The organism is Tsukamurella sp. II2bb (assembly GCF_057815145.1).
Window position 1 is genome coordinate 302,660 of the sequence record NZ_JBYPZI010000006.1, and the last position, 21,177, is coordinate 323,836.

Below are 21,177 nucleotides of genomic sequence, written 5' to 3' on the forward strand. Positions count from 1 at the left end.
CGGCTCCGGCGGCGCCGCGGGCGGCCCCGCGCGTCATGCCGGGCCGGCCTTGTAGCCGACGCCGCGCAGCGTGAGCACGATCTCCGGGTTCTCCGGGTCCTTCTCGATCTTCGCGCGCAGCCGCTGGATGTGGACGTTCACCAGGCGCGTGTCCGCGGGGTGCCGGTAGCCCCACACCTGCTCGAGGAGCACGTCGCGGGTGAACACCTGCCGCGGCTTGCGGGCCATGGTGACCAGCAGGTCGAACTCGGTCGGGGTCAGCTGGATCACCTCGCCGTCGCGGGTCACCTTGTGCGCCGGGACGTCGATGATCACGTTGCCGATCGACAGCAGCTCGCTGGGCTCGTCGTCGGTGCGGCGCAGCCGGGCCCGCACGCGCGCGACCAGTTCCTTGGGCTTGAAGGGCTTGATCACGTAGTCGTCCGCCCCGGACTCGAGACCGAGCACCACGTCGACGGTGTCGGCCTTCGCCGTGAGCATCACGATCGGCACGGAGGAATCGGCGCGCAGCACCCGGCACACGTCGATGCCGTTCATTCCCGGCAGCATGAGGTCGAGCAGCACCAGGTCGGGCCGGAACTCGCGCGCGGCGCTCAGCGCCTGGGTGCCGTCACCGACCACCGTCGAGTCGAAGCCCTCGTTGCGCAGCACGATGGAGAGCATCTCCGCCAGCGCGGGATCGTCGTCGATCACCAGGATCCGGGGTTTCATGGCATCCATAGTGTCACTGTCGTCCGGCTTCCCGCTTTTACGACACCTTACGATCCTCCCCATGGGACGACTGGTCGCGATCGAAGGCCTCGACGGGGCCGGCAAGAACACTCTCACCCGGGCGGTCACGGGGCTGCTCACGGGCCGGGGCCTGACGGTGACCGCGCTCGCCTTCCCGCGGTACGGCACGCAGTTCGCCGATCTCGCCGCCGAGGCGCTGCGCGGCGGCAACGGCGACGTCGCCGATTCGGTGTACGGCATGGGCCTGCTGTTCGCCTTCGATCGCCAGGCCGCGGCGCCGGACATCCGCGCCGCGCTCGCCGAGCACGACGTCGTGCTACTCGACCGGTACGCGGCGTCCTCGGCGGCGTACAGCGCGGCCCGCCTGGGCGAGGGCGCCGACGGTGCCGTGGCCGCCTGGGTCCGCGACCTCGAGTTCGGGCGGTTCGGTCTTCCGGTCCCCGACCTGCAGGTCTATCTCGACGTGCCGGTGGGCATCGCCGCCGAGCGGGCGCTCTCCCGGGAGGCGGTCGACGCCGCCCGCGAACGCGACGCCTACGAGCGCGACGCCGACCTGCAGGCCCGCACCGGCGCGGTCTACAGCGGTCTGGCCGCCGCGAGCTGGGTGTCCCCGTGGCGGGTGCACGGCGTCGACGATGCCCCGGAGCTGCTCGCCGAGGCGATCGTCGCGCTCGGCTGAGGATCGGCACGGTCCGGGCGGGGCACCGTCGGGCCCGCGGGCCGTGCCCGCGGTACTGCGGATTTCCCGCACCGGGGCCTGCGGATACGATGGGGGCGCTATGAGTGCGGTTACCGAAGACGCGATCCGGTCGGCCCTGGCCACCGTGAACGACCCCGAGATCGGCAAGCCGATCACCGATCTGGGGATGGTGAAGTCGGTCGCGGTGCAGGCCGACTCGTCCGTGGACGTCGAGGTGTACCTGACCACCTCCGCCTGTCCCATGCGGACCCAGATCGTCGACCGGGTGCGGACGGCCGTCGCGGACGTGCCCGGCACCGGCGAGGTGCGCGTCGAGCTGGACGTGATGAACGACGAGCAGCGCGCCGAGCTGCGCAAGACGGTGCGCGGCGACAAAGCCGAACCCGTGATCCCGTTCGCCCAGCCCGGCTCACTGACCCGGGTTTACGCGGTCGCGTCGGGCAAGGGCGGCGTGGGCAAGAGCTCCGTGACGGTGAACCTCGCGGCCTCGCTCGCGGCGCGTGGACTGTCCGTGGGCGTGCTCGACGCCGACATCTACGGCCACTCCGTGCCGCGCATGATGGGCACCGACGCGCGGCCCACGCAGGTCGACTCGATGATCATGCCGCCGCAGGCGCACGGCGTGAAGGTGATCTCGGTGGCCATGTTCACCACGGGCAACACCCCCGTCGTGTGGCGCGGTCCGATGCTGCACCGCGCGCTGCAGCAGTTCCTCGCCGACGTCTTCTGGGGCGATCTGGACGTGCTGCTGCTCGACCTGCCGCCCGGCACCGGCGATGTCGCGATCTCCATCGCGCAGCTGATCCCCGGCGCGGAGATCCTGGTGGTCACGACCCCGCAGACCGCGGCCGCCGAGGTCGCCGAGCGGGCCGGGGCCATCGCGCTGCAGACCCGTCAGCGGGTGGCCGGGGTCATCGAGAACATGGCCGGTCTCACGCTGCCCGACGGTTCCGTGCTGGACGTCTTCGGGTCCGGCGGCGGTGAGCAGGTGGCTTCCCGGCTGAGCCGTGCGGTCGGCGCCGACGTGCCGCTGCTCGGGTCGATCCCGCTGGATCCGCAGCTCCGCGAGGCCGGCGACGGCGGTGTCCCGGTGGTGCTCTCGGCGCCGGACTCCCCCACCGGCTCGGCCCTGCGCGCCATCGCCGACAAGCTCGCCGTCCGCAAGCGCGGGCTGGCCGGCATGTCGCTGGGTATCGACACCACGCGCCACCTGTAGTCCCGCGCCGCGTGCGCGGGAGGCTCCCGCGCATCCGCCGCGGCTGTGCGCACGTGCCGCGTGCGCGTGGTCGCGCCGTGTGCGCGGATGTCCGCGGGACGTGCGCGTAGTCGCGCTGGATGCGCGGAAAGACGCGGCGCGCGGGCTCCCGGAGTCACGCGGCCACCCGGAAGCCGTGCCGCTCCAACGCGGGGACCAGCAGCTGTCGAAGCATTCCGGCCGTGTTGAGGACGCGCCATCGCCAGCGGACGACCTCGAATCCCGCGCGCTCGAACATCTCCTGGCGCTCCTTCTCGCGGTCGAGCGCCTCCTCGACCTCCGCATCGTCGTCGCCGTACTTGACGCGACCGTCGAACTCACCGACGAGCCCGCCCCATTCGAAGTCCGCGAAGTACTGAAAGCCTTCCAGGATGTGTTCGGTCTGGAGCGCCGGGGCCGGCAATCCCCAGGTCAGCATCTGCATCCGGGACAGCGACTCGCCCGCCGACTCGCTGCGGTCGACCGACAGCTCGATCGCGCAGCGGGCGGTCGCGACCCCGCGCCGCCGACCGAGCGCGGTCAGCCCGGCGTTCAGGTCCGCGAGGGAGACCGGCTCGGGGTCCGTTGCCAGCGGGTACCGCCGCTCGAGTCGAACGGCGTCGATCGCGCACACCCCGCGGTGGAGGTCGTTGAGCAGCGCGATGTCGAGGGCGGTACGAGATCGGCTGGTCACCCGGACCCCGTCGACGAGGACGACGTCTTCAGGCGGGAGCGGCCGTGCGTGGACGTGCACATCGCCGCGCACGCAGCCGCCGCCCTCGCGGTCGACGGTGAAGTGGATCTGCGTGCGGGTCGGCTTCAGGAACGGGATGCCGTGCAACGCCGCTGCGCTCTCGTGACTGACGACCCCGTTCCAGTTGTGGGCGAACGCCAGCACCCGCGTCCGGTAGGCCACCCACGCCTCCTCCTCCACCGGCACGCAGTACATCGCCGTCGTCAGCCTGATAAGCCGGCCGTCGCGCACGGCTGCGGTGATCATGTCGCTGGTCCAGCCCGTGGCGAGCAGGTGCTCGCGCGTCAGAATTCTCCCCATGCCGGTAGTCGACCACACCGCCGCCGTGCGACTCCGGCCACGACCTGGGAGTTTCGCGATTCGTCCACAGATCTCTGGTTATCCACAGGGCCGCTGCGCGCCGCGTGCGCGGGAGGCTCCCGCGCATCCGCCGAGGCTGTGCGCACGTGCCGCGTGCGCACAGTCGCGCCGTGTGCGCGGATGGCCGCGGGACGTGCGCAGATCCGCGCCGCGTGCGCGGGAACCCGCGCTACGTGGCGTCGGCGTCGAACGGGGCGCGCTCCTCGGGGGCGAGCGGCTTGTGGATCCGCGGCATCGTCGGCGGGCGCTGCGTGGGCTCCGACGGCACCTCGAGCGGGGCCGACGGGGCCGGCACCGCGGGGGACGCCGCCGCATCCACCGCCTTGCGCAGGTTCAGCGCATCGGCGGTCGAGCGGACCTGCTCGCCCATCTCCCGGATGACGGTGTCGTCGCCGTTCAGCAGGTGCTTGGTGACGATGGCCGTCGGCGTCATGCCGCGCAGGTTCTGGATCTGCTGCAGGGGTTCGCGGATGGCATCGAAGTCGCCGCCCATGTCGTCCTTGAGCTGCTGCGTCGCGCCGGTGGCGTACTCGCGTACCTTGCGCAGCGTCGTGAAGAACCAGTTGATCGCGCCCGGAAGCCGTTCCGGCCCCAGGATCACCAGACCCACCACGACCAGCATGAGGATCTCCCCCATGCCGAGATTCGAGAACACCCCGTCATGCTACGGGAAGCGTAGGACCGCGTGCACTCCGCAGCGGGTCAGCTCATCGCCTCGGGCGTCACCGTGATCGGCACCTGCCGGCCGTCGCGGGCGACGGTCACCGTCGTCTGCTTGCCCACGCCGACGGCGCGGATCGCGACGATCACGTCGGCCGGCTCGGCGACCTCGGTGTCGCCCACCTTGGTGATCACGTCGCCCTCGCGAATGCCGGCCTTCTCGGCGGCGCCGCCCTTCTTGACGTTCTCCACCCGCACGCCCGACGCGGTCTCGTTGCTCACCTCGCGGCCGTTGATCCCCAGGTCTGCGTGGACGACCTTGTCGCCGCGGATGATCGCCTCGGCGATCGGGAAGGCGACGTCGGACGCGATGGCGAAGTTGAGACCGATCGAGCCGCCGCCCGGGGCGAGCCCGAGGGTGTTGATGCCGATCTGCCGGCCCTTGAGATCGAGCAGCGGCCCGCCCGAGTTACCGGGGTTGATGGCGGCGTCGGTCTGGACCGAGTCGAAGGTCGCGGGCGGGTTGGGCCCGTTCGCGGGCCCCTGGACCGGACGGTGCGTCGCGGACACCACCCCGGAGGTGACGGTGCGCCGCAGCCCGAGCGGCGAGCCGATCGCCACGACCTCCTGGCCGGCGACGAGCTGGCTGGAGTCGCCGCGGGTGATCTGCTGCAGCCCGTTGACCCCGACCTTGACCACGGCCACGTCGGTGTACGGGTCCGTTCCCACGAGCTGCGCGGGCGTGCGGGTGCCGTTCCAGAAGACGACCTCGATCTTGGCGTCCTTGTTCGTGGACGCGGTCTCGACGACGTGGTTGTTCGTCATGATGTAGCCGCGCTGGGCGTCGATGACCGAACCGGAGCCCGTCTCGCCGCTGGTCTTCGTCCGCACCTCGATCGTGACCACGCTGGGCCCGACCTTCGCGACCATGGCGGCGACCGCGCCCTGATCGGTGATCTTCGTATCGTCGACGGGGAGCGTGACACGCGAGTCCGTGAGCTGCTGCACGGTACTGCCGGTGATCCGCCCGATCGCTCCGCCGAGCAGTCCGATCACCAGGGCGATCACGCCGAGTACGACGAGCGCGCGGACCGAGACGCGGCGTCCGAACAGCACGTCCCGGACGCCGAGCTGCTCCGGATCCGGCTGCGGCACGGGTCGCGGCGGCGCCTTCACCCCCGGTTCGCCGAGCGCGGCGAGCGATGCGGTGTCCCGCCACGGGTCCTCCGGCTCCGGCTCGGGATCGGGAGCGAGCGGGCCGGCGTACGGATCACGCTGCAGCGCCTCGGTGGCGCCGGCAGGGCGCGAGAAGGCCTCGGCGAGCACGGGATCGGGCGCGGCGACCCGCGGCTGCGGGCCGCGATCGGCGGCCCGGCGGACGGACTCCGGGGCGAAGGCACCGTCGACCCCGTCCGGCCGGCCGAAGACGACCTGCTCGCCCTCGGAGACGGACGGACGGTACGTGGGGCGCGGCTCCAGGCGGGGGCGCGTGGCGTCGGACGTGTGCGGACTGCCGTCGGGATCGGGGGTCACGGATTCGAATCTACCGAGCGTTCCGCCGCCGGCCGCGCTTGTTGCGCTCGTCGCGTCGCGAGGACGGCGAGAAGGTGGGGAAGCCCTCGAAGGGCTGCGCACCGTGGCACGCGCTGGGGATCTGGGTGAGCTGCCCCAGCAGCCGGTGCGGCACGGTGATCTCGCCGGACTCGCGGAGCGCGGTACGGACCTGACGCTGCGCGTCCACCTCCGCGGCGCACACGGGGCATTCGGCGATGTGGTTGCCGGCGCGCAGGTGTGCGTTCATCCGGAGCTCACCGTCGACGAAGGCGACGACCGCCTCGTACGCGAGGTGCTCCGTGGACGAGAACTCACCCGGACGACGCGCGAAGGCGCGCTTGAAACTGCCGCTGAGGTGCTCCACGACGCCTCCCTCTCTGCTCGATCCGACGGCCGTACGGCGCTGGTACCGCCACAGTACCTGCACACATCGGTTCAACGACGCCGGTCGCCGCAGAGTTCCCCCGACTACGCAGGGCCCGCGCTCAGTAGGCCAGCGCGGCGCTGCTGTTCAGCCCCTGATTCGCGAGCGCCTCGCGGATGGACTTGCGGCCGCGGTGGATGCGGGAGCGGACGGTGCCGAGCTTGACGCCGAGCGTCGCCGCGACCTCCTCGTAGCTCAGCCCCTCGATATCGGCCAGGACGACGGCGGCGCGGAACTCCGGCGCGAGCGCGTCGAGCGCGGTCTGCAGCTGGGGCCCGAGGTTGGCGTCGGCGTAGATCTGGCCGGGATCCGGGTCGGACGACGGTACCCGCTCGTAGTCCTCCGGGAGGGCCTCCATGCGAATGCGGTTGCGCCGCCGGACCATGTCGAGGAACAGGTTCGTCGTGATGCGGTGCAGCCACCCCTCGAAGGTTCCGGGCTCGTAGTTCTGGAGGCTGCGGAAGACCCGGATGAAGGTCTCCTGGGTGAGGTCCTCCGCGTCCTGCGCGTTACCGGAGAGGCGGTAGGCGAGGCGGTACACCCGGTCGGCGTGCTCGCGCACCAGTTCGTCCCACGACGGCATGTCCGAGCGGTCGCCGGACGCGTCAAACGCCGCGGTACCTGTGGGTTCGGCAGCGCGCGCGTCATCGAACGTCGCGTACGCAACCTCGGGCTGCGACTCCTGCCGGGGTCCGGCCTTGCGGGCCAGGGCCATGCGCTCCTCCTCGTGCCACCGCCGGACGGCGGGGCGCTCATCACTGCAGAACGCCCCGGACGACCGTCTTGTTCCCACGATCGACAATCCCCGGGCGGGCGTTCTTCACTGATCGATACCTTTCCCTGCCGCGGTGTGGGAGCGCTGATTCCTCCCTGAGTGTTGCCTGTGCATGCGACCGCCGGTGCTAACGATCGCGTCACGGCCGGGTTGCGGGAGGGCGACGAGATAGGATCGCGGGGTGTCCAACGCCCCGTTCGCCGCCGCATCCGCCCTCGTCACGTACGCCGAGAACGCCATCGTCGAGGACGAGGCGATGTCGTCGGCCCGCGAGCGCGCCGCCGACCTGGGGGTCGACGCGGTCTCGCCCGCCGTCGGCGCGATGCTGTCGGTGTTCGCGGCCGCCGGTGGGGCGAAGTCCGTGGTCGAGGTGGGGACCGGCGCCGGGATCAGCGGGCTGTGGCTGCTCTCGGGCATGCGCCCCGACGCCGTGCTCACGACGATCGATTCGGAGCAGGAGTTCCAGGCCGCCGCGAAGGTCGGCTTCCAGCAGGCCGGGGTCGCCGCGAATCGCACGCGGCTGATCAACGGCCACGCGCTCGACGTGCTCCCCCGCCTCGCCGACGCCGCCTACGACCTGATCTTCATCGACGGCGAGCCCGTCGACCACCCCCGGTACGTGATCGACGCCGTGCGCCTGCTCCGCCCGGGCGGCGTGGTCGTGGTGAACCTGGGCGACGCGGGCTACCGCATCCCCGATCCGGAGGCGTACGACGACGAGGCCTTCGCCGCCCGCGAGGCCACCCGCATCATCGCCGCCGACGAGAACCTCCTCCCCGTGATCCTCCCCCTCGGCGGCGGCCTCGTCGCCGCCGCGAAAGCCTTCGTCCCGGACGCGTAAGCGCCTCCCGTTCCGCCGGCGCCTTGGCCCCGACGTCACGATTGCACAGCGCCGGGACGATACCGCTCGCTCACCCGCCCGGAGCCGCAACTCACCGCTGGACCGCCTTCGCGACCGTGACACAGCGCGTGATCCAGTCCCGCTCGTCGGCGTCGAGCGGGCGGTGCAGGCGGCGGGCGTCCTCGACGGCCCAGTGCGCGTTCAGGACCATCCGCACGATCACCCAGTCCCGGGCGCGGTCCTCGTCCAGCCCCGCCGCCTCGACCACGGTGAAGAACCGCCGCTGGATCGATTCGCGCAGGTAGCCGGACATCTCGTCCCACCGGTTCCACAGCAGCGGGGCCACCTCGTAGTGCGGGTCGCCCGACATCGGCTGCGGGTCGATCACCAGCCACGGCTCCCGCTCCGCGGAGAGCACGTTCTCGTAGTGCAGGTCGCCGTGGACGATCCGCCCCACCGACGCCGGATCCTCCACGAACGCCCGGCCTCGGGCCAACGACTGATCGATCAACCGCGGCGGCACGGGCACCTCCCGACGGTCCACCTCCAGCGCATCGAGCCACCTCCGCAGGTAGTCGGTGAGCGGCCGCAGCCGCCCCGGTGCCGGCCGGTGCAACCGCTCGTAGAACCCCGCCACGATCTCGCAGGCGTGCAGGTCCCACTCCCCCGTCAGATCGCGCTCACCGAGCTGCTCCAGCAGCAGCGCCCGCCGCGCGGGGTCGGCGCGGTACAGGCGCACGGCACCGTCGCCGCCCCAGTACTGCAGCGCGAGGTGCTCGTGCTCAAGTTCCTCGGCACCGTCGAAGGCGATCTTGAGGACGGCCCGGCCGTCCGGGCCCCGGACGGGGACCACCAGCGACGTGAACCCGTACGTCACCGGGCCCGACGGTGCCAGCCGCCACTCACCGAACAGTTCCTCGGCCAGTCGCGGCAGCCGGTCCAGCCACCTCGCCCACTCCGGTCCGAGCCTGCGCTGGGCCTCGAGTCCGGCCGGTACCTCCACTCCGGTCACGCTATCCGACGGTCCGCCTGGCATCTATCGGGACTGCGCCCCGACGTCCACGTCGCGGATGTCTCGACACGCCGGACACACGCCGCCGCTCCCTCTCCGTCTCGAATATCCGTCTCGCCCGAATCGGTCGAGTTCGAGTCGTGGCCGTGTCAGGATCCCCTTCATGCGGGTGGGGGTTTACGTCGATGGGTTCAATCTGTACTACGGGGCAAGTTCCAATGCCTCGACGACCCGACCGGCTGGAAGTGGTTGAACCTACGATCGCTCGCCGACCGCGTCATCTCGTCGCACTCCGGCTGGAATGACCCGTTCATCTCGAACATCGTGTATTGCACTGCGCGAGTGAGCGGTCGAGATAATCCGGATGGCTCTCGCGAGCAGGACGTGTACCTCCGGGCACTCGTGGCTGCCGACGCCGTCGATGTGATCGAGTACGGCAACTATGTCTCGCGAACGTCCTGTGCACCGCTCGCCACCGAAGGGAAACGCGGACGCCCCGAACTCACGCACCCGTCGTGGCCGGTGATGGTCAAGAACGGGCAGGGCGCCGATGATCCCAATGCCTCCTTCATCGTCAAAGTCACGCGCCCGTGGTATAATCAAGGCATACCGCCCGTCCCCTCTGGGGGCGGGTTTACTTTTTCCGCAGACAGGAGACGCTGCGGGACTACCGCCCCGCCACTTCGTCGGCGTCGGCATCTGCGACGATCCCGACGGGGCGCGACAGGGTCGGGTACTTCGGCGGCAGGCCGTCGCCCGACGAGATGCCGCGCACCCGCCGGGAGATCCACGGGTATGCGAACTCGCGACGCCAGCGGCGCTTGTTCTCGCGGTCCTCGGCGGGGCTGATCATCGGCTCGGGGCCCAGGTCCGGAACCTCCAGGGAATGCGGCACCGCGAGCAGGTCCAGCACCGCGACGGCCATCCGCAGGTGCCCCGGTTCGGACATGTGGATCCGGTCGAACTCCCACATCCGCAGGTCGCGGTACTCCTTCATCCGCCAGTAGTCGAGCAGTAGCAGCCCGCGGTCGGCGGCGATCTCCCGCACCAGCTCGTTGTAGATGGCGAACCGGCCGCGCAGCGCGCCGAACAGCCCACCGCCGTGCGGATCGGCCGCGGTCCACACGACGACGGTGGCGCCCGACGACACCAGCCGCGCCAGCATGGTGTCGTACGCGGCCACCACGGCGTCTACGTCCACCGACGGCCGGATCAGGTCGTTGGCGCCCGCGTAGACGGTCACCAGGTCAGGCGCCAGCTCCAGGGCCGGCGAGAGCTGCTCATCGACGATCTGGTCCATCTTCTTGCCGCGGATGGCCAGGTTCGCGTACCCGAAATCCGCGGACCGCGCGGCCAGCACCTCGGCCACCCGGTCGGACCAGCCCCGGTACTCGTGCGTCCCCGTCGGGTCCGGATCGCCGACCCCCTCGGTGAACGAGTCCCCGATCGCCACGTACCGCAGGTATTCGGCCATGGTTCCCTACACGTCCGTCGAGAACCGCACGCCACCGTCGGGGAGCTCCACCCCGGGCCAGACCCGCGCGCCGTGCAGCAGCTCGCACCGGGCGCCGACGGAGGCACCGTCGCCGATGACGGCCTCGCGGATGCGGGCCCGCGGCCCGATGTGCGCGCCGAAGCCGATGATCGAGCGCTCGACGATCGCGCCCGCCTCGATCCGGACTCCGTCGAAGACGACGGCACCGTCGAGGCGCGCGCCGGCGCCGATCTCCGCGCCGCGCCCGATGACGGAACCGCCGATCACCAGCGCGCCGGGCGCCACCGAGGCGCCCGGGTGGATCAGGCATTCGCCGCGGGCACCGTCGAGGGCGGCCGACGGGGCGATGCCGCGCACGAGGTCCGAGCTGCCGGCCACGAAGTCCTCGGGCGTGCCCATGTCCCGCCAGTAGCCGTAGTCGACGTGCCCGTAGAGCTTCCGGCCGTCGTTGAGCAGCTTCGGAAAGACCTCGCGCTCGACGGACACCGCACGCCCGGTGGGGATCTCCTCGATGACGGAGCGCTTGAAGACGTAGCAGCCGGCGTTGATCTGGTCGGTCGGCGGGTCCTGCGTCTTCTCCAGGAACGCCGTGACCCGCCCGTCGCCGTCCGTCGGCACGCAGCCGAAGGCGCGCGGATCGGGGACGCGCACGAGGTGCATCGTGACGTCGGCGTCCTTCTCGCGGTGCGTCTGCACGACGGCGCGGATGTCCGACCCGCCGAGCACGTCGCCGTTGAAGACGAGCACGTTCTCCGCCTTCAGCGCGGGCAGCACGTTGCGGATGCCGCCGCCCGTGCCGAGCGGCTCGTCCTCGACCACGTACGACAGCTCCAGTCCCAGCTCGGAACCGTCGCCGAAGTACTCCTCGAAGACCTCCGCCTTGAACGAGGTGCCCAGCACCACGCGGCGGATACCGGCGTCGCGGATCCGCGAGAGCAGATGGATGAGGAAGGGCTTGCCCGCGGTCGGCAGCATCGGCTTGGGCGCCGACAGGGTGAGCGGGCGCAGACGCGTTCCCTTGCCGCCGACCAGGATCACGGCCTCGACATCACCGAGGTCCACACCGGCGTCCTGTTCCACCGAGGTCATTTCTCCCCTTTTCGTCGCCGCGTCGCCGCGAGCACACTGATCCGCGAGCGCGCGGCCAGTCCCACCTTCATCGCCGCGCGCAGGGGCGCGGCGGCCGGACCGGGATGCCGGTCGGCGAAGAACCGGTACGCGGAGGCGTGGTGCGCGGGGAGCATCAGCTCCGGCACCTTCCCCGCCGCGTGCCCCTTGGCGTGCACGATCTCCGCCGTCGGGACGTAGACGTTGCGCCAGCCCGCGCGCGCCAGGCGGTCGCCGAAGTCCACGTCCTCCATGTACATGAAGTAGCGGTCGTCGAAGCCGCCGATCGCCGCGAAGGCCTCCGGCCGCACCAGCAGGCAGGAGCCGCTGAGCCAGCCGGCCTCCCGCTCGGCGATCTCGGCCTGCGACTGCTGGTAGGCGCGGGTCCACGGGTTCGACTTCCAGACGGCGCCGAGCAGCGCGTGCCCGATCCCGAACCGCATGCTGGGCACGGTCCGCGCCGAGGGGTAGACGGTGCCGTCCGGGTCGCGGATCAGGGGACCCAGCGACCCGGCATCGGAGTGTCGCGCGGCGGCGGCGATCAGCTCGTCGATCGAGCCGGGGCCGAAGACCACGTCGGGATTGCTGATCAGCAGGAAGTCGGTCGCGTCCAGGTCCAGGCGGGAGACCGCGTAGTTGATGGCGCCGCCGTAGCCGAGGTTGGCGCCGGTGCGCAGCAGCTCCGCCTCCGGGTGGGCCGCATCGGCGGCCTCGGGCGCACCGTCGACGGAGCCGTTGTCGGCCATCAGGACGCGCGGCGCGGGGCCCGAATAGGCACCGTCGATACTGGTCAGGAAGTTCTCGAGGTGCTCGCCCGGCGAATAGGTGACGGTGACCACGGCGATCGTGGGCAGCGAGGAGTCGGTTCCGGGCACGCGGCCAGGTTACCGGTCGGTCGGCCCGACGGTGCCGCCCGCCCGCCGCAGCGCCCGGTCCAGTGCGTCCCGCCACTCCGGAAGCGGCTGCAGCCCCCACGCGGACCACGCCGCGGAGGAGAGGACCGAGTACGCCGGGCGGGGCGCGGGCCGGGGGAAGTCGACGGTGCGGCACGGCGTCACCCGGGCGGGGTCCGCCCCGAGTCGCTCGAAGACGCCGCGGGCCACTTCGAACCAGGTGGCGGTGCCCGCTCCGGCCGCGTGCAGGACCGCGCCGGGCCGCCCCGGCTCGGCGGCCAGGAGCGCGGCGAGGTCGAGCAGGCCCGACGCGAGGTCCGGGGCGTATGTCGGCGAGCCCGTCTGGTCGTCGACGACCCGCGGCGCGGCGCCGTCGTCGGCGAGCCGCCCCATCGTTCCGACGAAGTCCCGCGCCCAGGCGGCGCTACCGTCCGGGCCGGGCGCGCGTCCCGTGTACACCCAGGCGGTCCGGACCACGACGGTGCGCGGGTCCGCGGCCGTCGCGGCGCGCTCCCCGGCGAGCTTGGTCCGGCCGTAGACGCTCGACGGTGCCGTCGGGTCGCCCGGTTCCCACGGCCGCGGCGGGCGGCCCGGCACCCCGAAGACGTAGTCGGTGGACAGGTGCACCAGCCGCGCGCCGGTGGCGGCGCACCGCTCCGCGAGCAGCGCGGGCGCGGTGGTGTTGAGGGCCGCCGCGGCCGCCGGTTCGCCCTCCGCGGCGTCGACGGCGGTGTGCGCGGCGCAGTTGATCAGCACCGTCGACGGCCCGGCGGGCAGGTCCGCGACCGACTGTGGCGAAGTCACGTCGAGTTCCCCGCGGCCGACCGCGCGCACCGCCAACCCCCGCGCCGCAGCCGCCGTCACCAGCGCCGACCCCACTTGCCCGGCCACGCCGGTGATCACCAGGTCCACACCGCGCACGGTACGCCACGGCGGTGTTTGTGCGAGTTCACAGCGCGAGTCGGTACCGTTATGGAGATGTGACCATGCGGGCCGAAGCAGACGGTCCGCTCCCGACGTTGAGGAGTGGTGGGTGTCCGACAGCCCCAGCCGCCGCGGCGCACGCCATTCCCGGAGTGCCGACGCCGCGCGCGCCGGCGCCGCGGAAGCCGGACGCACGGCGCCGGAGCGGCGCACCGTCCGCGCGGAGAACGAGGCCGACAGCGCGATCGCGGCGCACGCCCGGTCCGTCCCCACCGCCGCCGACCTGCCGGTCGACACCCGCGAGCGGCTGCAGCGCAGCGGTAAGGCCCTGATCGCGCTGGTCACCGCGATGGTTCTGGTCGCGACCGGCGTGGGCTGGTTCATGGTCGCGCAGTTCTCGGACGACATCGAACGCATCCCCGGGCTGGCCAACAAGCCCGACGGCGCGACCGACATCCTGCTCGTGGGCACGGACTCGCGGACCGATGCGAAGGGCAACCCGCTCTCCAAGCAGGAGCTGGCCCGGCTCAACGCCGGCGTCGACGACGGGACGCTCAACACCGACACGATCATCCTCATCCGCATCCCGAACAACGGGAAGTCGGCGACCGCGATCTCGATCCCGCGCGATGCCTACGTCGCGATCCCCGACCAGGGCAAGGGCAAGATCAACTCCGCCTTCGCCGGCGCGGCCAACGTGGTCCGCGACCAGGCCATCGCGAAGGGCGACGACGAGAAGACCGCCGTGGCCAAGGGCAACGCCGAGGGCCGCAAGGCGCTCATCGAGACGGTCGCGAACCTGACCGGCGTCTCCGTCGACCGGTACGCCGAGATCGGCCTCGTCGGCTTCTCCCGGCTCACCGACGCCGTGGGCGGCGTCGAGGTCTGCTTGAAGAAGCCGGTCAACGATCCGTACTCCGGCGCCCGCTTCCGGGCGGGCAAGCAGACCCTCAAGGGGCCGGCGGCCCTGAGCTTCGTCCGGCAGCGGCACGGCCTCCCCCGCGGCGACCTGGACCGCGTCACCCGGCAGCAGGTCTTCATGGCCTCGCTGGCCAGCAAGATCATGTCCACGGGCACGCTCACCAGCCCGAGCAAACTCAGCCAGCTGCAGAACGCCCTGACCAGCTCGGTCACGCTCGACGCGGACTGGAACGTGCTCGAGTTCGCCAAGCAGCTCAGCAACCTCTCTGCGGGCAACATCAAGTTCTCGACGATCCCCGTGGTGCGCGACGACGGCTGGAGCGACGACGGCCAGCAGTCGGTCGTGGTCGTCGACCCGAAGCAGGTCCAGGCGTACGTCGCGGGCCTGCTCGGCGACAAGCCGGGCGAGACGAAGCCGAAGCCCACCACGACGTCCGCCCCGTCGGTGCCCTCGGTGAACCGCTCGTCGTACACCGTCGACGTGGTCAACGCGGGCTCCACGACGGGCCTCGCGAGCAGCGTGTCGAACTTCCTCGGCGGCAAGGGCTTCGGGCAGGGCTCGACCGGCAACGCTTCGTCGTCGGACTCCGCGTCCAGCACGAGGAGCGCCGTGCTGGCGAACTCGGCCAACGACCAGGGCGCGAAGGCCGTGGCGGCGCTGCTCGGCGGCCTCCCCGTGGTCACCAGCAGCGCGGTGCAGTCCGGGCACGTCAAGGTGCTGCTCCGGGACGGCTACAGCGGTCCCGGCACGTCGGGCGGCTCGGGCGGCGCCGACTCGGCGGCGACGACCACCTCGCTCGCACCGGGCATGACCGAGGCCCTCGATCCCAGCGAAGCGGCGCGGATCAGCTCGCTGCTCAACCGCCCGGGCTTCACCGCCCAGCAGGATGGAGGCGTGCCGTGCGTGGACTGACGGTGACCGACCGGCTGCTCGTGCCGATCATCCAGGCCGACGGGGCCGCACCCCGGTTCACCTGGTACGACGATGCCTACGGCGCCGGGAGCGAAGCGAGCGGGCCGAATCGAGGCGGCGCCCGCATGGGCCTCTCCGCGATCACACTCGGCAATTGGGCCGCCAAGTGCGGCAACCTGCTGCGCGACCAGTACGGCCTCGGCCCTGGCGACCCCGTCGGGGTGCTGCTGCCGGCGCACTGGCAGACCGCCGGAATCCTGTTCGGCGCGTGGTGGGCAGGGTGCGAGGTCCGCTTCGGCGAGCCCGGCGCGGTCACCTTCTGCGCGCCCGACCGCCTCGACGAGGCCTCGGATCTGGGGGCTGACGAGCTGCTCGCCGTGGGCCTCGACGCCTTCGGCCTGGCCGTGCCCGACCTGCCGCCGGGCATCGACGACTACACCACCGAGGTCCGCGTGCATCCCGACGCCTTCACGCCGGGCGGTGCCGGCACCGCCCTCGCGGGCGACGACGTGGACATCGTGCTCGCCCGCTCGACGGCGCTGTCCGCCTCGGCGGGCTACGCCCCCGGCGACCGGGTGCTCTCGACGCGGGAGTGGCGCACCGTCGACGATCTCTACGACGGCCTGCTGGCGCCCCTGGCCGCCCCTGCGTCGGTGATCCACGTCTCGCACCCGGACCCCGCGAAGCTCATGGACAAGTTCGGGACCGAAAAGGCGACCGCCCGCGTCGCCTGACCCGCGGGTGCGGGCCGGGACGCGGGCGGGACCTCGGCGTCGCGGCTGCGATCAGCGCAGCAGCTGGCGGCTCATGACCAGGCGCTGGACCTGGTTGGTGCCCTCGTAGATCTGGGTGATCTTGGCGTCGCGCATCATGCGCTCCACCGGGAAGTCGCGGGTGAAGCCGGCGCCGCCGAGCAGCTGCACGGCGTCGGTGGTGACGTCCATCGCGACGTCGGAGGCGAAGCACTTCGACGCGGAGCTGATGAAGCCCAGGTTCTGCTCGCCGCGCTCGGCGCGGGCGGCGGCGGTGTAGACCATCAGGCGGGCGGCCTCGAGGCGCATCGCCATATCGGCGACCATGAACTGCACGCCCTGGAACTCGGCGATGGACTTGCCGAACTGCTTGCGCTCCTTGATGTAGTCGATCGCGACGTCCAGCGCGCCCTGCGCGAGGCCGACGGCCTGCGCGCCGATGGTCGGGCGGGTGTGGTCGAGGGTCTGCAGCGCCGTCTTGAAGCCGGTGCCCTCCTCGCCGATCATGCGCATCGCGGGAACGCGGCACTCCTCGAAGGCCAGCTCCGCGGTGGGGCTGCCCTTGATGCCGAGCTTGTGCTCGTAGCCCGTCACGGAGAAGCCCGGGTCGTCCTTGTGCACCATGAACGCGCTGATGCCGTGGGCGCCCCTGTCGGGGTCGGTGACGGCCATGACGGTGTACCAGGTGGACTTACCGCCGTTGGTGATCCAGCACTTGGAGCCGTTGATCACCCACTCGTCGCCCTCCTTGCGGGCGCGGGTGCGCATCGCCGCGGCGTCCGAGCCCGCCTCGCGCTCGGAGAGGGCGTAGGAGGCCATGGCCTCGCCGTCGGCGAGCGAGGGCAGCACGAGCTGCTTGAGCTCCTCGGAGCCGTTGAGGATCAGGCCCATGGTGCCGAGCTTGTTCACGGCCGGGATCAGCGAGGAGCTGCCGCAGACGCGGGCCACCTCCTCGATGACGATGCAGGTGGCGACCGAATCGGCGCCCTGGCCGCCGTACTCCTCCGGGACGTGGATGGCGTTGAACCCGCTGGCGACCAGCGCGTCGAGCGCCTCCTGCGGGAACCGCTCCTTCTCGTCGACGTCCTTGGCGTGCGGCGCGATGTCGCGCTCGGCGAGCGCCCGGATGGCGGCGCGCAGTTCCTCGTGCTCCTCGGGGAGCTGGAACAGGTCGAAGTCGGGGTTGCCAGCCATGGGGCCTCCATCAGCGTCTACGTGTTTGGTCCGCGCTGATTCTATCCATGCCGCGCCGGCGGTCAGTTAGTCGCACATAACCAATATTCGCCGCCGCCGTTGTCCTCGGGAACAACACCGGCCCGGTGCACGGTCGCTTGCGCACCGCGCGGTCGTCGCGATCAGCCCTCGAGGAGCTTGCGGCGCAGTGCCTCGTCCTTGTCGAGGACCATCTTCTCCAGGTCCGCCTGGAACGCCGCCATCTTCGCGCGCAGTGCGGGGTCGGCGGTGCCGAGGATCCGCACGGCCAGCAGGCCCGCGTTGCGGGCGCCGCCCACGGACACCGTCGCCACGGGGATCCCGGCGGGCATCTGCACGATCGAGAGCAGCGAGTCCATGCCGTCCAGGTGCTTGAGCGGGACGGGCACGCCGATCACCGGCAGCGGGGTCGCGGAGGCGACCATGCCCGGCAGGTGCGCGGCGCCGCCCGCGCCCGCGATGATCACCTCGACGCCGCGGTCGGCGGCGCCCTTCGCGTAGTCCAGCATCCGCTGCGGGGTGCGGTGCGCCGAGACGACACCCACCTCGAACCGGATGCCGAACTCGGCGAGCGCCTGGGCGGCGGCCTCCATCGTCGGCCAGTCCGAGTCGCTGCCCATGATCAATCCGACGCGGGGTCCGTCACCCATGCTCACTCCATCCATCGGTCCACTGCGCGGTCGCCATCCAGTGCGCCGCGCGTTCCGCCCGCTCCCGCAGCTCCGCCACGTAGTCGGGGTCGTTCCGGTCGCCCTCCGGGGCGCCGACGAGGTTGACGTGCCCCACCTTGCGGTCGGGCCGCCCCTCCTTGCCGTACATGTGCACGTGCGCCTCGGGCATCCGGGCCATCAGGTGGTGCAGCCGCTCGTCGACGCTCATCTCGGGCTCCGACGGTGCGCCGAGCACGTTCGCCATGACGGTCAGCGGCGCGGTCGCGGCGGTATCGCCGAGGGGGTAGTCGAGGACGGCCCGCAGGTGCTGCTCGAACTGGCTGGTCACGCAGCCGTTCATGGACCAGTGACCCGAGTTGTGGGGGCGCATGGCCAGCTCGTTGACCAGCATCTCGCCCGACGGGGTCTGGAACAGCTCGACTGCCATCACGCCGACGACGCCCAGCTCGTTCGCCAGGCGCAGCGCCAGCGACTCGGCGAAGGAGGCCTCCTCGTCGGTGAGGTTCGGCGCGGGGGCCAGGACCACGGCGCACTGGCCGTTCCGCTGCACGGTCTCCACGACCGGCCAGGTGGCGCCCTGCCCGAAGGGCGAGCGCGCGACCATCGCCGACAGCTCGCGGGCCAGCTCGACCCGCTGCTCGGCGAGCAACTGCACCCCGGCCGCGAGCTGCGCCTCCGCGACCTCGAGCGCCTCGGCGAGCGTCTCCGGCAGCCACACGCCGCGGCCGTCGTACCCGCCCCGGACGGCCTTGAGCACGACGGCACCGTCGAACCGCTCCCAGAAGGCGCGCACGTCGTCCGGCGAGGAGATCTCGGCGAAGCCCGGCACGGGCGCTCCGAGCTCGGCCAGACGGTGCCGCATCGCCAGCTTGTCCTGCGCGTACAGCAGCGCCTGCGGCGGCGGGTTGACGGTGACGCCCTCGGCCTGCAGCGCGAAGAGGTGCTCGGTGGGGACGCCCTCGTGGTCGAAGGTCAGCGCGTGCGCGCCGGTGGCGGCGCGGCGCAGGTCCTCGATCCGGTCGTGGTCGCCGAGGACGACGTCGGCGCACACCTGGGGCGCGGGCTCGTCGGGCGAGGCCGCGAGGACGCGCAGAGACTGGCCCAGCGCGATCGCGGCCTGATGGGTCATGCGGGCCAGCTGGCCTCCGCCGACCATGGCCACGACGGGCCGGGACCGGCGCGGTTGAACATCACTCACCCGTCCATAATCGCAGGTCCACGACAGTGCGAGAGCGCCCGGCACACCGCACCGCCCCGGTACCGACCACGTCACACACCCCGCGGTACGATTCACGGTTCCGTTAGAGTGACTCACGTGGCATTCATCGAGGCGATACTGGATCGCACCCCGGCACCGCTTCGCGGACTCGTCATGCAGCACCATGAGCTGATCAAGTTCGCGGTCGTCGGCAGCACGACGGCGGTCTTCGACCTCGCCATCTTCTACGGCCTCGTGCTCACCGTGCTCCACGACAAGCCGACCGTCGCCAAGGTCTTCTCCGGCGTCTGCGCCGTGATCCTGTCGTACATCCTCAACAGCGAGTGGAGCTTCAAGCACCGCGGCGGCCGCCAGAAGCACCACGAGGCACTGCTGTTCTTCGCCATCTCGGGCATCGGCGTGCTCATCATGGCCGCGCCCATCTTCGTCGCGAACAACTTCTTCCACCTGCGTGACGTCGACTCGACGACCACGCTGATCATCGTCGACTTCGTGCTCAACTACATCGTGGGCAACCTGCTGCAGATGGCCTTCCGGTTCTGGGCGCTCCGGCGCTGGGCCTTCCCGGAGGATCTGCGGGACGCCCCGGAGCAGGAGTCGATCCCCGCCGCCGGCGATCCCACCTCCGCCGGCGAGCGCTGACACCGCCCGCGGCGTGCGGTTCCGCATCCTCCGCTCCACCATCGCGGTGGTCGCGGTCACCGGCCTCTTCCTGGGCCTGCCGCTCATGTTCTACACGTGGCGCTGGCTCGACGACACGGCGCGTTCCGACCTGCAGCACCGCCTGCAGCGGGCCTCGTCGGAGATCCTCGCCCAGGAGCAGCGCACGGGCGTCACCGACGAGCCGCCGAACGACGCGCTCGTGCTGCTGGTCCCCGCGGACGGCCGGCTGGTCCTGACCTACTCGGACCGGAGCGGCGCGCCGCGCGAGCTCGCGGTGGGCGGCGGGCCGTTCGAGCACGCGATGGTCGAGGGAACGTCACTCGGGGACGCCGGTGTGCTGCGCATCGAGCAGGACTACTCCGTGGTGCGCGACGACCAGTACCGCGCGCTGACCATCGAGTTCATCGTGATGATGCTCTCGCTCACCGCGGGCGTCGTGGTCGCGGCGGTCACCGCGAGCCGCGTCGCCGATCCGGTGCAGGAGATGGCCGACCGCGCGCAGCGCCTTGCGAACGGCGACTTCCGGCCCGATCCGCACCGGCACGGCATCGAGGAGCTCGACCGGGTGCTGGACGTGCTCGACGCCGCGACCGTCGAGATCGCCGACCGGCTGCAGCGGGAACGGCAGATCGTCGGCGACGTCTCCCACCAGCTGCGCAGCCGCCTCACGGCCGTGCACATCCGCCTCGACGAGCTGACCCTGCACCCCGATCCCGAGGTGGTCTCGGAGGCCCGGGCCGCACTCGACCAGGTCGACCGGCTCACCTCCGCGGTCAGCGACATGGTGAAGGCCTCCCGCACCGAGAAGTACACCGTCGGCGGCGTGGACGTGCGCGCCGAGCTCGCCCCGCTCATCACCGACCTCGCCCCGGCGTTCGAGCGCGCGGGCCGCAGGCTCACCGTCGAGCCCGGCCCCGACGGTCCGCTCCCGGCACGCGCGACGCCCGCCCGCCTCCGCGAGGCGACCGCCGTCCTCATCGACAACGCCCTCACACACGGCCGCGGCGAGGTCACGATCACCCTCGGCTCGGTCGGCGCGCACACCGTGCTCGTCACCGTCGCCGACGAGGGCTCGAGCATCTCCGACGGTGACGCGCAGCGCATCTTCCTGCGCGGCTACTCGGCGGGCGACGGGACCGGGGTCGGCCTCGCGCTGGCCCGCGCCTTCGTCGAGGGCGACGGTGGCCGTCTACAACTGCAGAGCCGCAAGCCCACCACGTTCGCGATCTTCCTCCCCGCCGCCGACCTCGACGCTCCCCCGGAACCGAGCATCCCCCGCGAGCCCGAGCCCCGTTGATCCCTGCCCCACCGCGGCGGCGACGGCCCGCATGACGGGCTCGGTCATCCCATCGCGCGACCGG

21 protein-coding genes are annotated in these 21,177 nt (G+C 71.7%); 7 read left to right on the forward strand and 14 right to left on the reverse strand.

The features are described 5' to 3' along the window. Positions 1 to 33: 33 nt before the first annotated feature. Positions 34 to 720: an MtrAB system response regulator MtrA gene (gene mtrA, locus AC21LY_RS15750; protein ID WP_489047460.1), complete on the reverse strand. Its 687-nt coding sequence runs from the start codon at positions 718 to 720 to the stop codon at positions 34 to 36. Between the two features lie 52 nt (positions 721 to 772). Between mtrA and AC21LY_RS15755 the strand changes: the two genes are divergently transcribed. Together AC21LY_RS15755 and AC21LY_RS15760 are read left to right on the forward strand one after the other, a co-directional pair. Further along, entirely contained in the window at positions 773 to 1,411 is a 639-nt protein-coding gene (locus AC21LY_RS15755; RefSeq protein ID WP_489047461.1) for a dTMP kinase, read from the forward strand. A gap of 100 nt (positions 1,412 to 1,511) precedes the next feature. Beyond that, complete coding sequence (locus AC21LY_RS15760; protein WP_489047462.1) at positions 1,512 to 2,648, forward strand: Mrp/NBP35 family ATP-binding protein; 1,137 nt, start codon at positions 1,512 to 1,514, stop codon at positions 2,646 to 2,648. Between the two features lie 154 nt (positions 2,649 to 2,802). Here AC21LY_RS15760 and AC21LY_RS15765 read toward each other — a convergent pair whose 3' ends face one another. The 5 genes from AC21LY_RS15765 to sigE form a co-directional block, all read right to left on the reverse strand. Further along, complete coding sequence (locus AC21LY_RS15765) at positions 2,803 to 3,720, reverse strand: type IV toxin-antitoxin system AbiEi family antitoxin (protein WP_489047463.1); 918 nt, start codon at positions 3,718 to 3,720, stop codon at positions 2,803 to 2,805. Between the two features lie 229 nt (positions 3,721 to 3,949). Beyond that, on the reverse strand, positions 3,950 to 4,435 hold the full coding sequence (gene tatB / locus AC21LY_RS15770) for a Sec-independent protein translocase protein TatB (protein ID WP_489047464.1): 486 nt from the start codon (positions 4,433 to 4,435) through the stop codon (positions 3,950 to 3,952). Between the two features lie 47 nt (positions 4,436 to 4,482). Further along, a complete protein-coding gene (locus tag AC21LY_RS15775) occupies positions 4,483 to 5,973 on the reverse strand; it encodes a S1C family serine protease (protein ID WP_489047465.1) in 1,491 nt (496 codons plus the stop codon). 10 nt (positions 5,974 to 5,983) lie between these two features. After that, complete coding sequence (locus AC21LY_RS15780; protein WP_489047466.1) at positions 5,984 to 6,358, reverse strand: hypothetical protein; 375 nt, start codon at positions 6,356 to 6,358, stop codon at positions 5,984 to 5,986. A gap of 121 nt (positions 6,359 to 6,479) precedes the next feature. Then, complete coding sequence (sigE, locus tag AC21LY_RS15785; protein ID WP_489047542.1) at positions 6,480 to 7,133, reverse strand: RNA polymerase sigma factor SigE; 654 nt, start codon at positions 7,131 to 7,133, stop codon at positions 6,480 to 6,482. Between the two features lie 241 nt (positions 7,134 to 7,374). On the opposite strand from sigE, the gene AC21LY_RS15790 reads away from it, so the two are divergent. Beyond that, a complete protein-coding gene (locus AC21LY_RS15790; RefSeq protein ID WP_489047467.1) occupies positions 7,375 to 8,034 on the forward strand; it encodes an O-methyltransferase in 660 nt (219 codons plus the stop codon). Between the two features lie 91 nt (positions 8,035 to 8,125). On the opposite strand, the gene AC21LY_RS15795 is transcribed toward AC21LY_RS15790, so the two are convergent. From AC21LY_RS15795 to rfbD, 5 genes are all read right to left on the reverse strand, one after another. Next, the gene (locus tag AC21LY_RS15795; RefSeq protein WP_489047468.1) at positions 8,126 to 9,037 is read right to left on the reverse strand and encodes an aminoglycoside phosphotransferase family protein; all 912 of its coding nucleotides are present in this window, start codon (positions 9,035 to 9,037) and stop codon (positions 8,126 to 8,128) included. A 676-nt stretch (positions 9,038 to 9,713) separates the two neighbouring features. Further along, entirely contained in the window at positions 9,714 to 10,520 is an 807-nt protein-coding gene (locus AC21LY_RS15800; RefSeq protein ID WP_489047469.1) for an SGNH/GDSL hydrolase family protein, read from the reverse strand. A gap of 6 nt (positions 10,521 to 10,526) precedes the next feature. Next, positions 10,527 to 11,630 (reverse strand): mannose-1-phosphate guanylyltransferase, encoded by a 1,104-nt coding sequence (manB, locus tag AC21LY_RS15805; protein ID WP_489047470.1) that lies wholly within the window; start codon positions 11,628 to 11,630, stop codon positions 10,527 to 10,529. Then, a complete protein-coding gene (locus AC21LY_RS15810; protein WP_489047471.1) occupies positions 11,627 to 12,523 on the reverse strand; it encodes a glycosyltransferase family 2 protein in 897 nt (298 codons plus the stop codon). The genes manB and AC21LY_RS15810 overlap by 4 nt, the downstream gene beginning before the upstream one ends. Positions 12,524 to 12,532: 9 nt before the next feature. Beyond that, entirely contained in the window at positions 12,533 to 13,453 is a 921-nt protein-coding gene (rfbD, locus tag AC21LY_RS15815) for a dTDP-4-dehydrorhamnose reductase (RefSeq protein ID WP_489047472.1), read from the reverse strand. 121 nt (positions 13,454 to 13,574) lie between these two features. Between rfbD and AC21LY_RS15820 the strand changes: the two genes are divergently transcribed. Both AC21LY_RS15820 and AC21LY_RS15825 read left to right on the forward strand, forming a co-directional pair. Further along, positions 13,575 to 15,299, forward strand: a complete 1,725-nt coding sequence (locus tag AC21LY_RS15820) for an LCP family protein (protein ID WP_489047473.1) — start codon at positions 13,575 to 13,577, stop codon at positions 15,297 to 15,299. After that, the gene (locus AC21LY_RS15825; RefSeq protein ID WP_489047474.1) at positions 15,287 to 16,033 is read left to right on the forward strand and encodes a TIGR03089 family protein; all 747 of its coding nucleotides are present in this window, start codon (positions 15,287 to 15,289) and stop codon (positions 16,031 to 16,033) included. Before AC21LY_RS15820 ends, AC21LY_RS15825 begins: the two co-directional genes overlap by 13 nt. A gap of 51 nt (positions 16,034 to 16,084) precedes the next feature. On the opposite strand, the gene AC21LY_RS15830 is transcribed toward AC21LY_RS15825, so the two are convergent. From AC21LY_RS15830 to AC21LY_RS15840, 3 genes are all read right to left on the reverse strand, one after another. Then, positions 16,085 to 17,245 (reverse strand): acyl-CoA dehydrogenase, encoded by a 1,161-nt coding sequence (locus AC21LY_RS15830; RefSeq protein ID WP_489047476.1) that lies wholly within the window; start codon positions 17,243 to 17,245, stop codon positions 16,085 to 16,087. A 161-nt stretch (positions 17,246 to 17,406) separates the two neighbouring features. Beyond that, a complete protein-coding gene (gene purE / locus AC21LY_RS15835; protein ID WP_489047477.1) occupies positions 17,407 to 17,913 on the reverse strand; it encodes a 5-(carboxyamino)imidazole ribonucleotide mutase in 507 nt (168 codons plus the stop codon). Then, positions 17,906 to 19,132, reverse strand: a complete 1,227-nt coding sequence (locus AC21LY_RS15840) for a 5-(carboxyamino)imidazole ribonucleotide synthase (RefSeq protein WP_489047478.1) — start codon at positions 19,130 to 19,132, stop codon at positions 17,906 to 17,908. The genes purE and AC21LY_RS15840 overlap by 8 nt, the downstream gene beginning before the upstream one ends. A gap of 117 nt (positions 19,133 to 19,249) precedes the next feature. On the opposite strand from AC21LY_RS15840, the gene AC21LY_RS15845 reads away from it, so the two are divergent. Both AC21LY_RS15845 and AC21LY_RS15850 read left to right on the forward strand, forming a co-directional pair. Next, positions 19,250 to 19,795, forward strand: coding sequence for a GtrA family protein (locus AC21LY_RS15845; protein WP_489047480.1), 546 nt, complete (start codon positions 19,250 to 19,252; stop codon positions 19,793 to 19,795). A gap of 13 nt (positions 19,796 to 19,808) precedes the next feature. Continuing rightward, entirely contained in the window at positions 19,809 to 21,113 is a 1,305-nt protein-coding gene (locus AC21LY_RS15850) for a sensor histidine kinase (protein WP_489047481.1), read from the forward strand. Positions 21,114 to 21,177 lie beyond the last annotated feature (64 nt).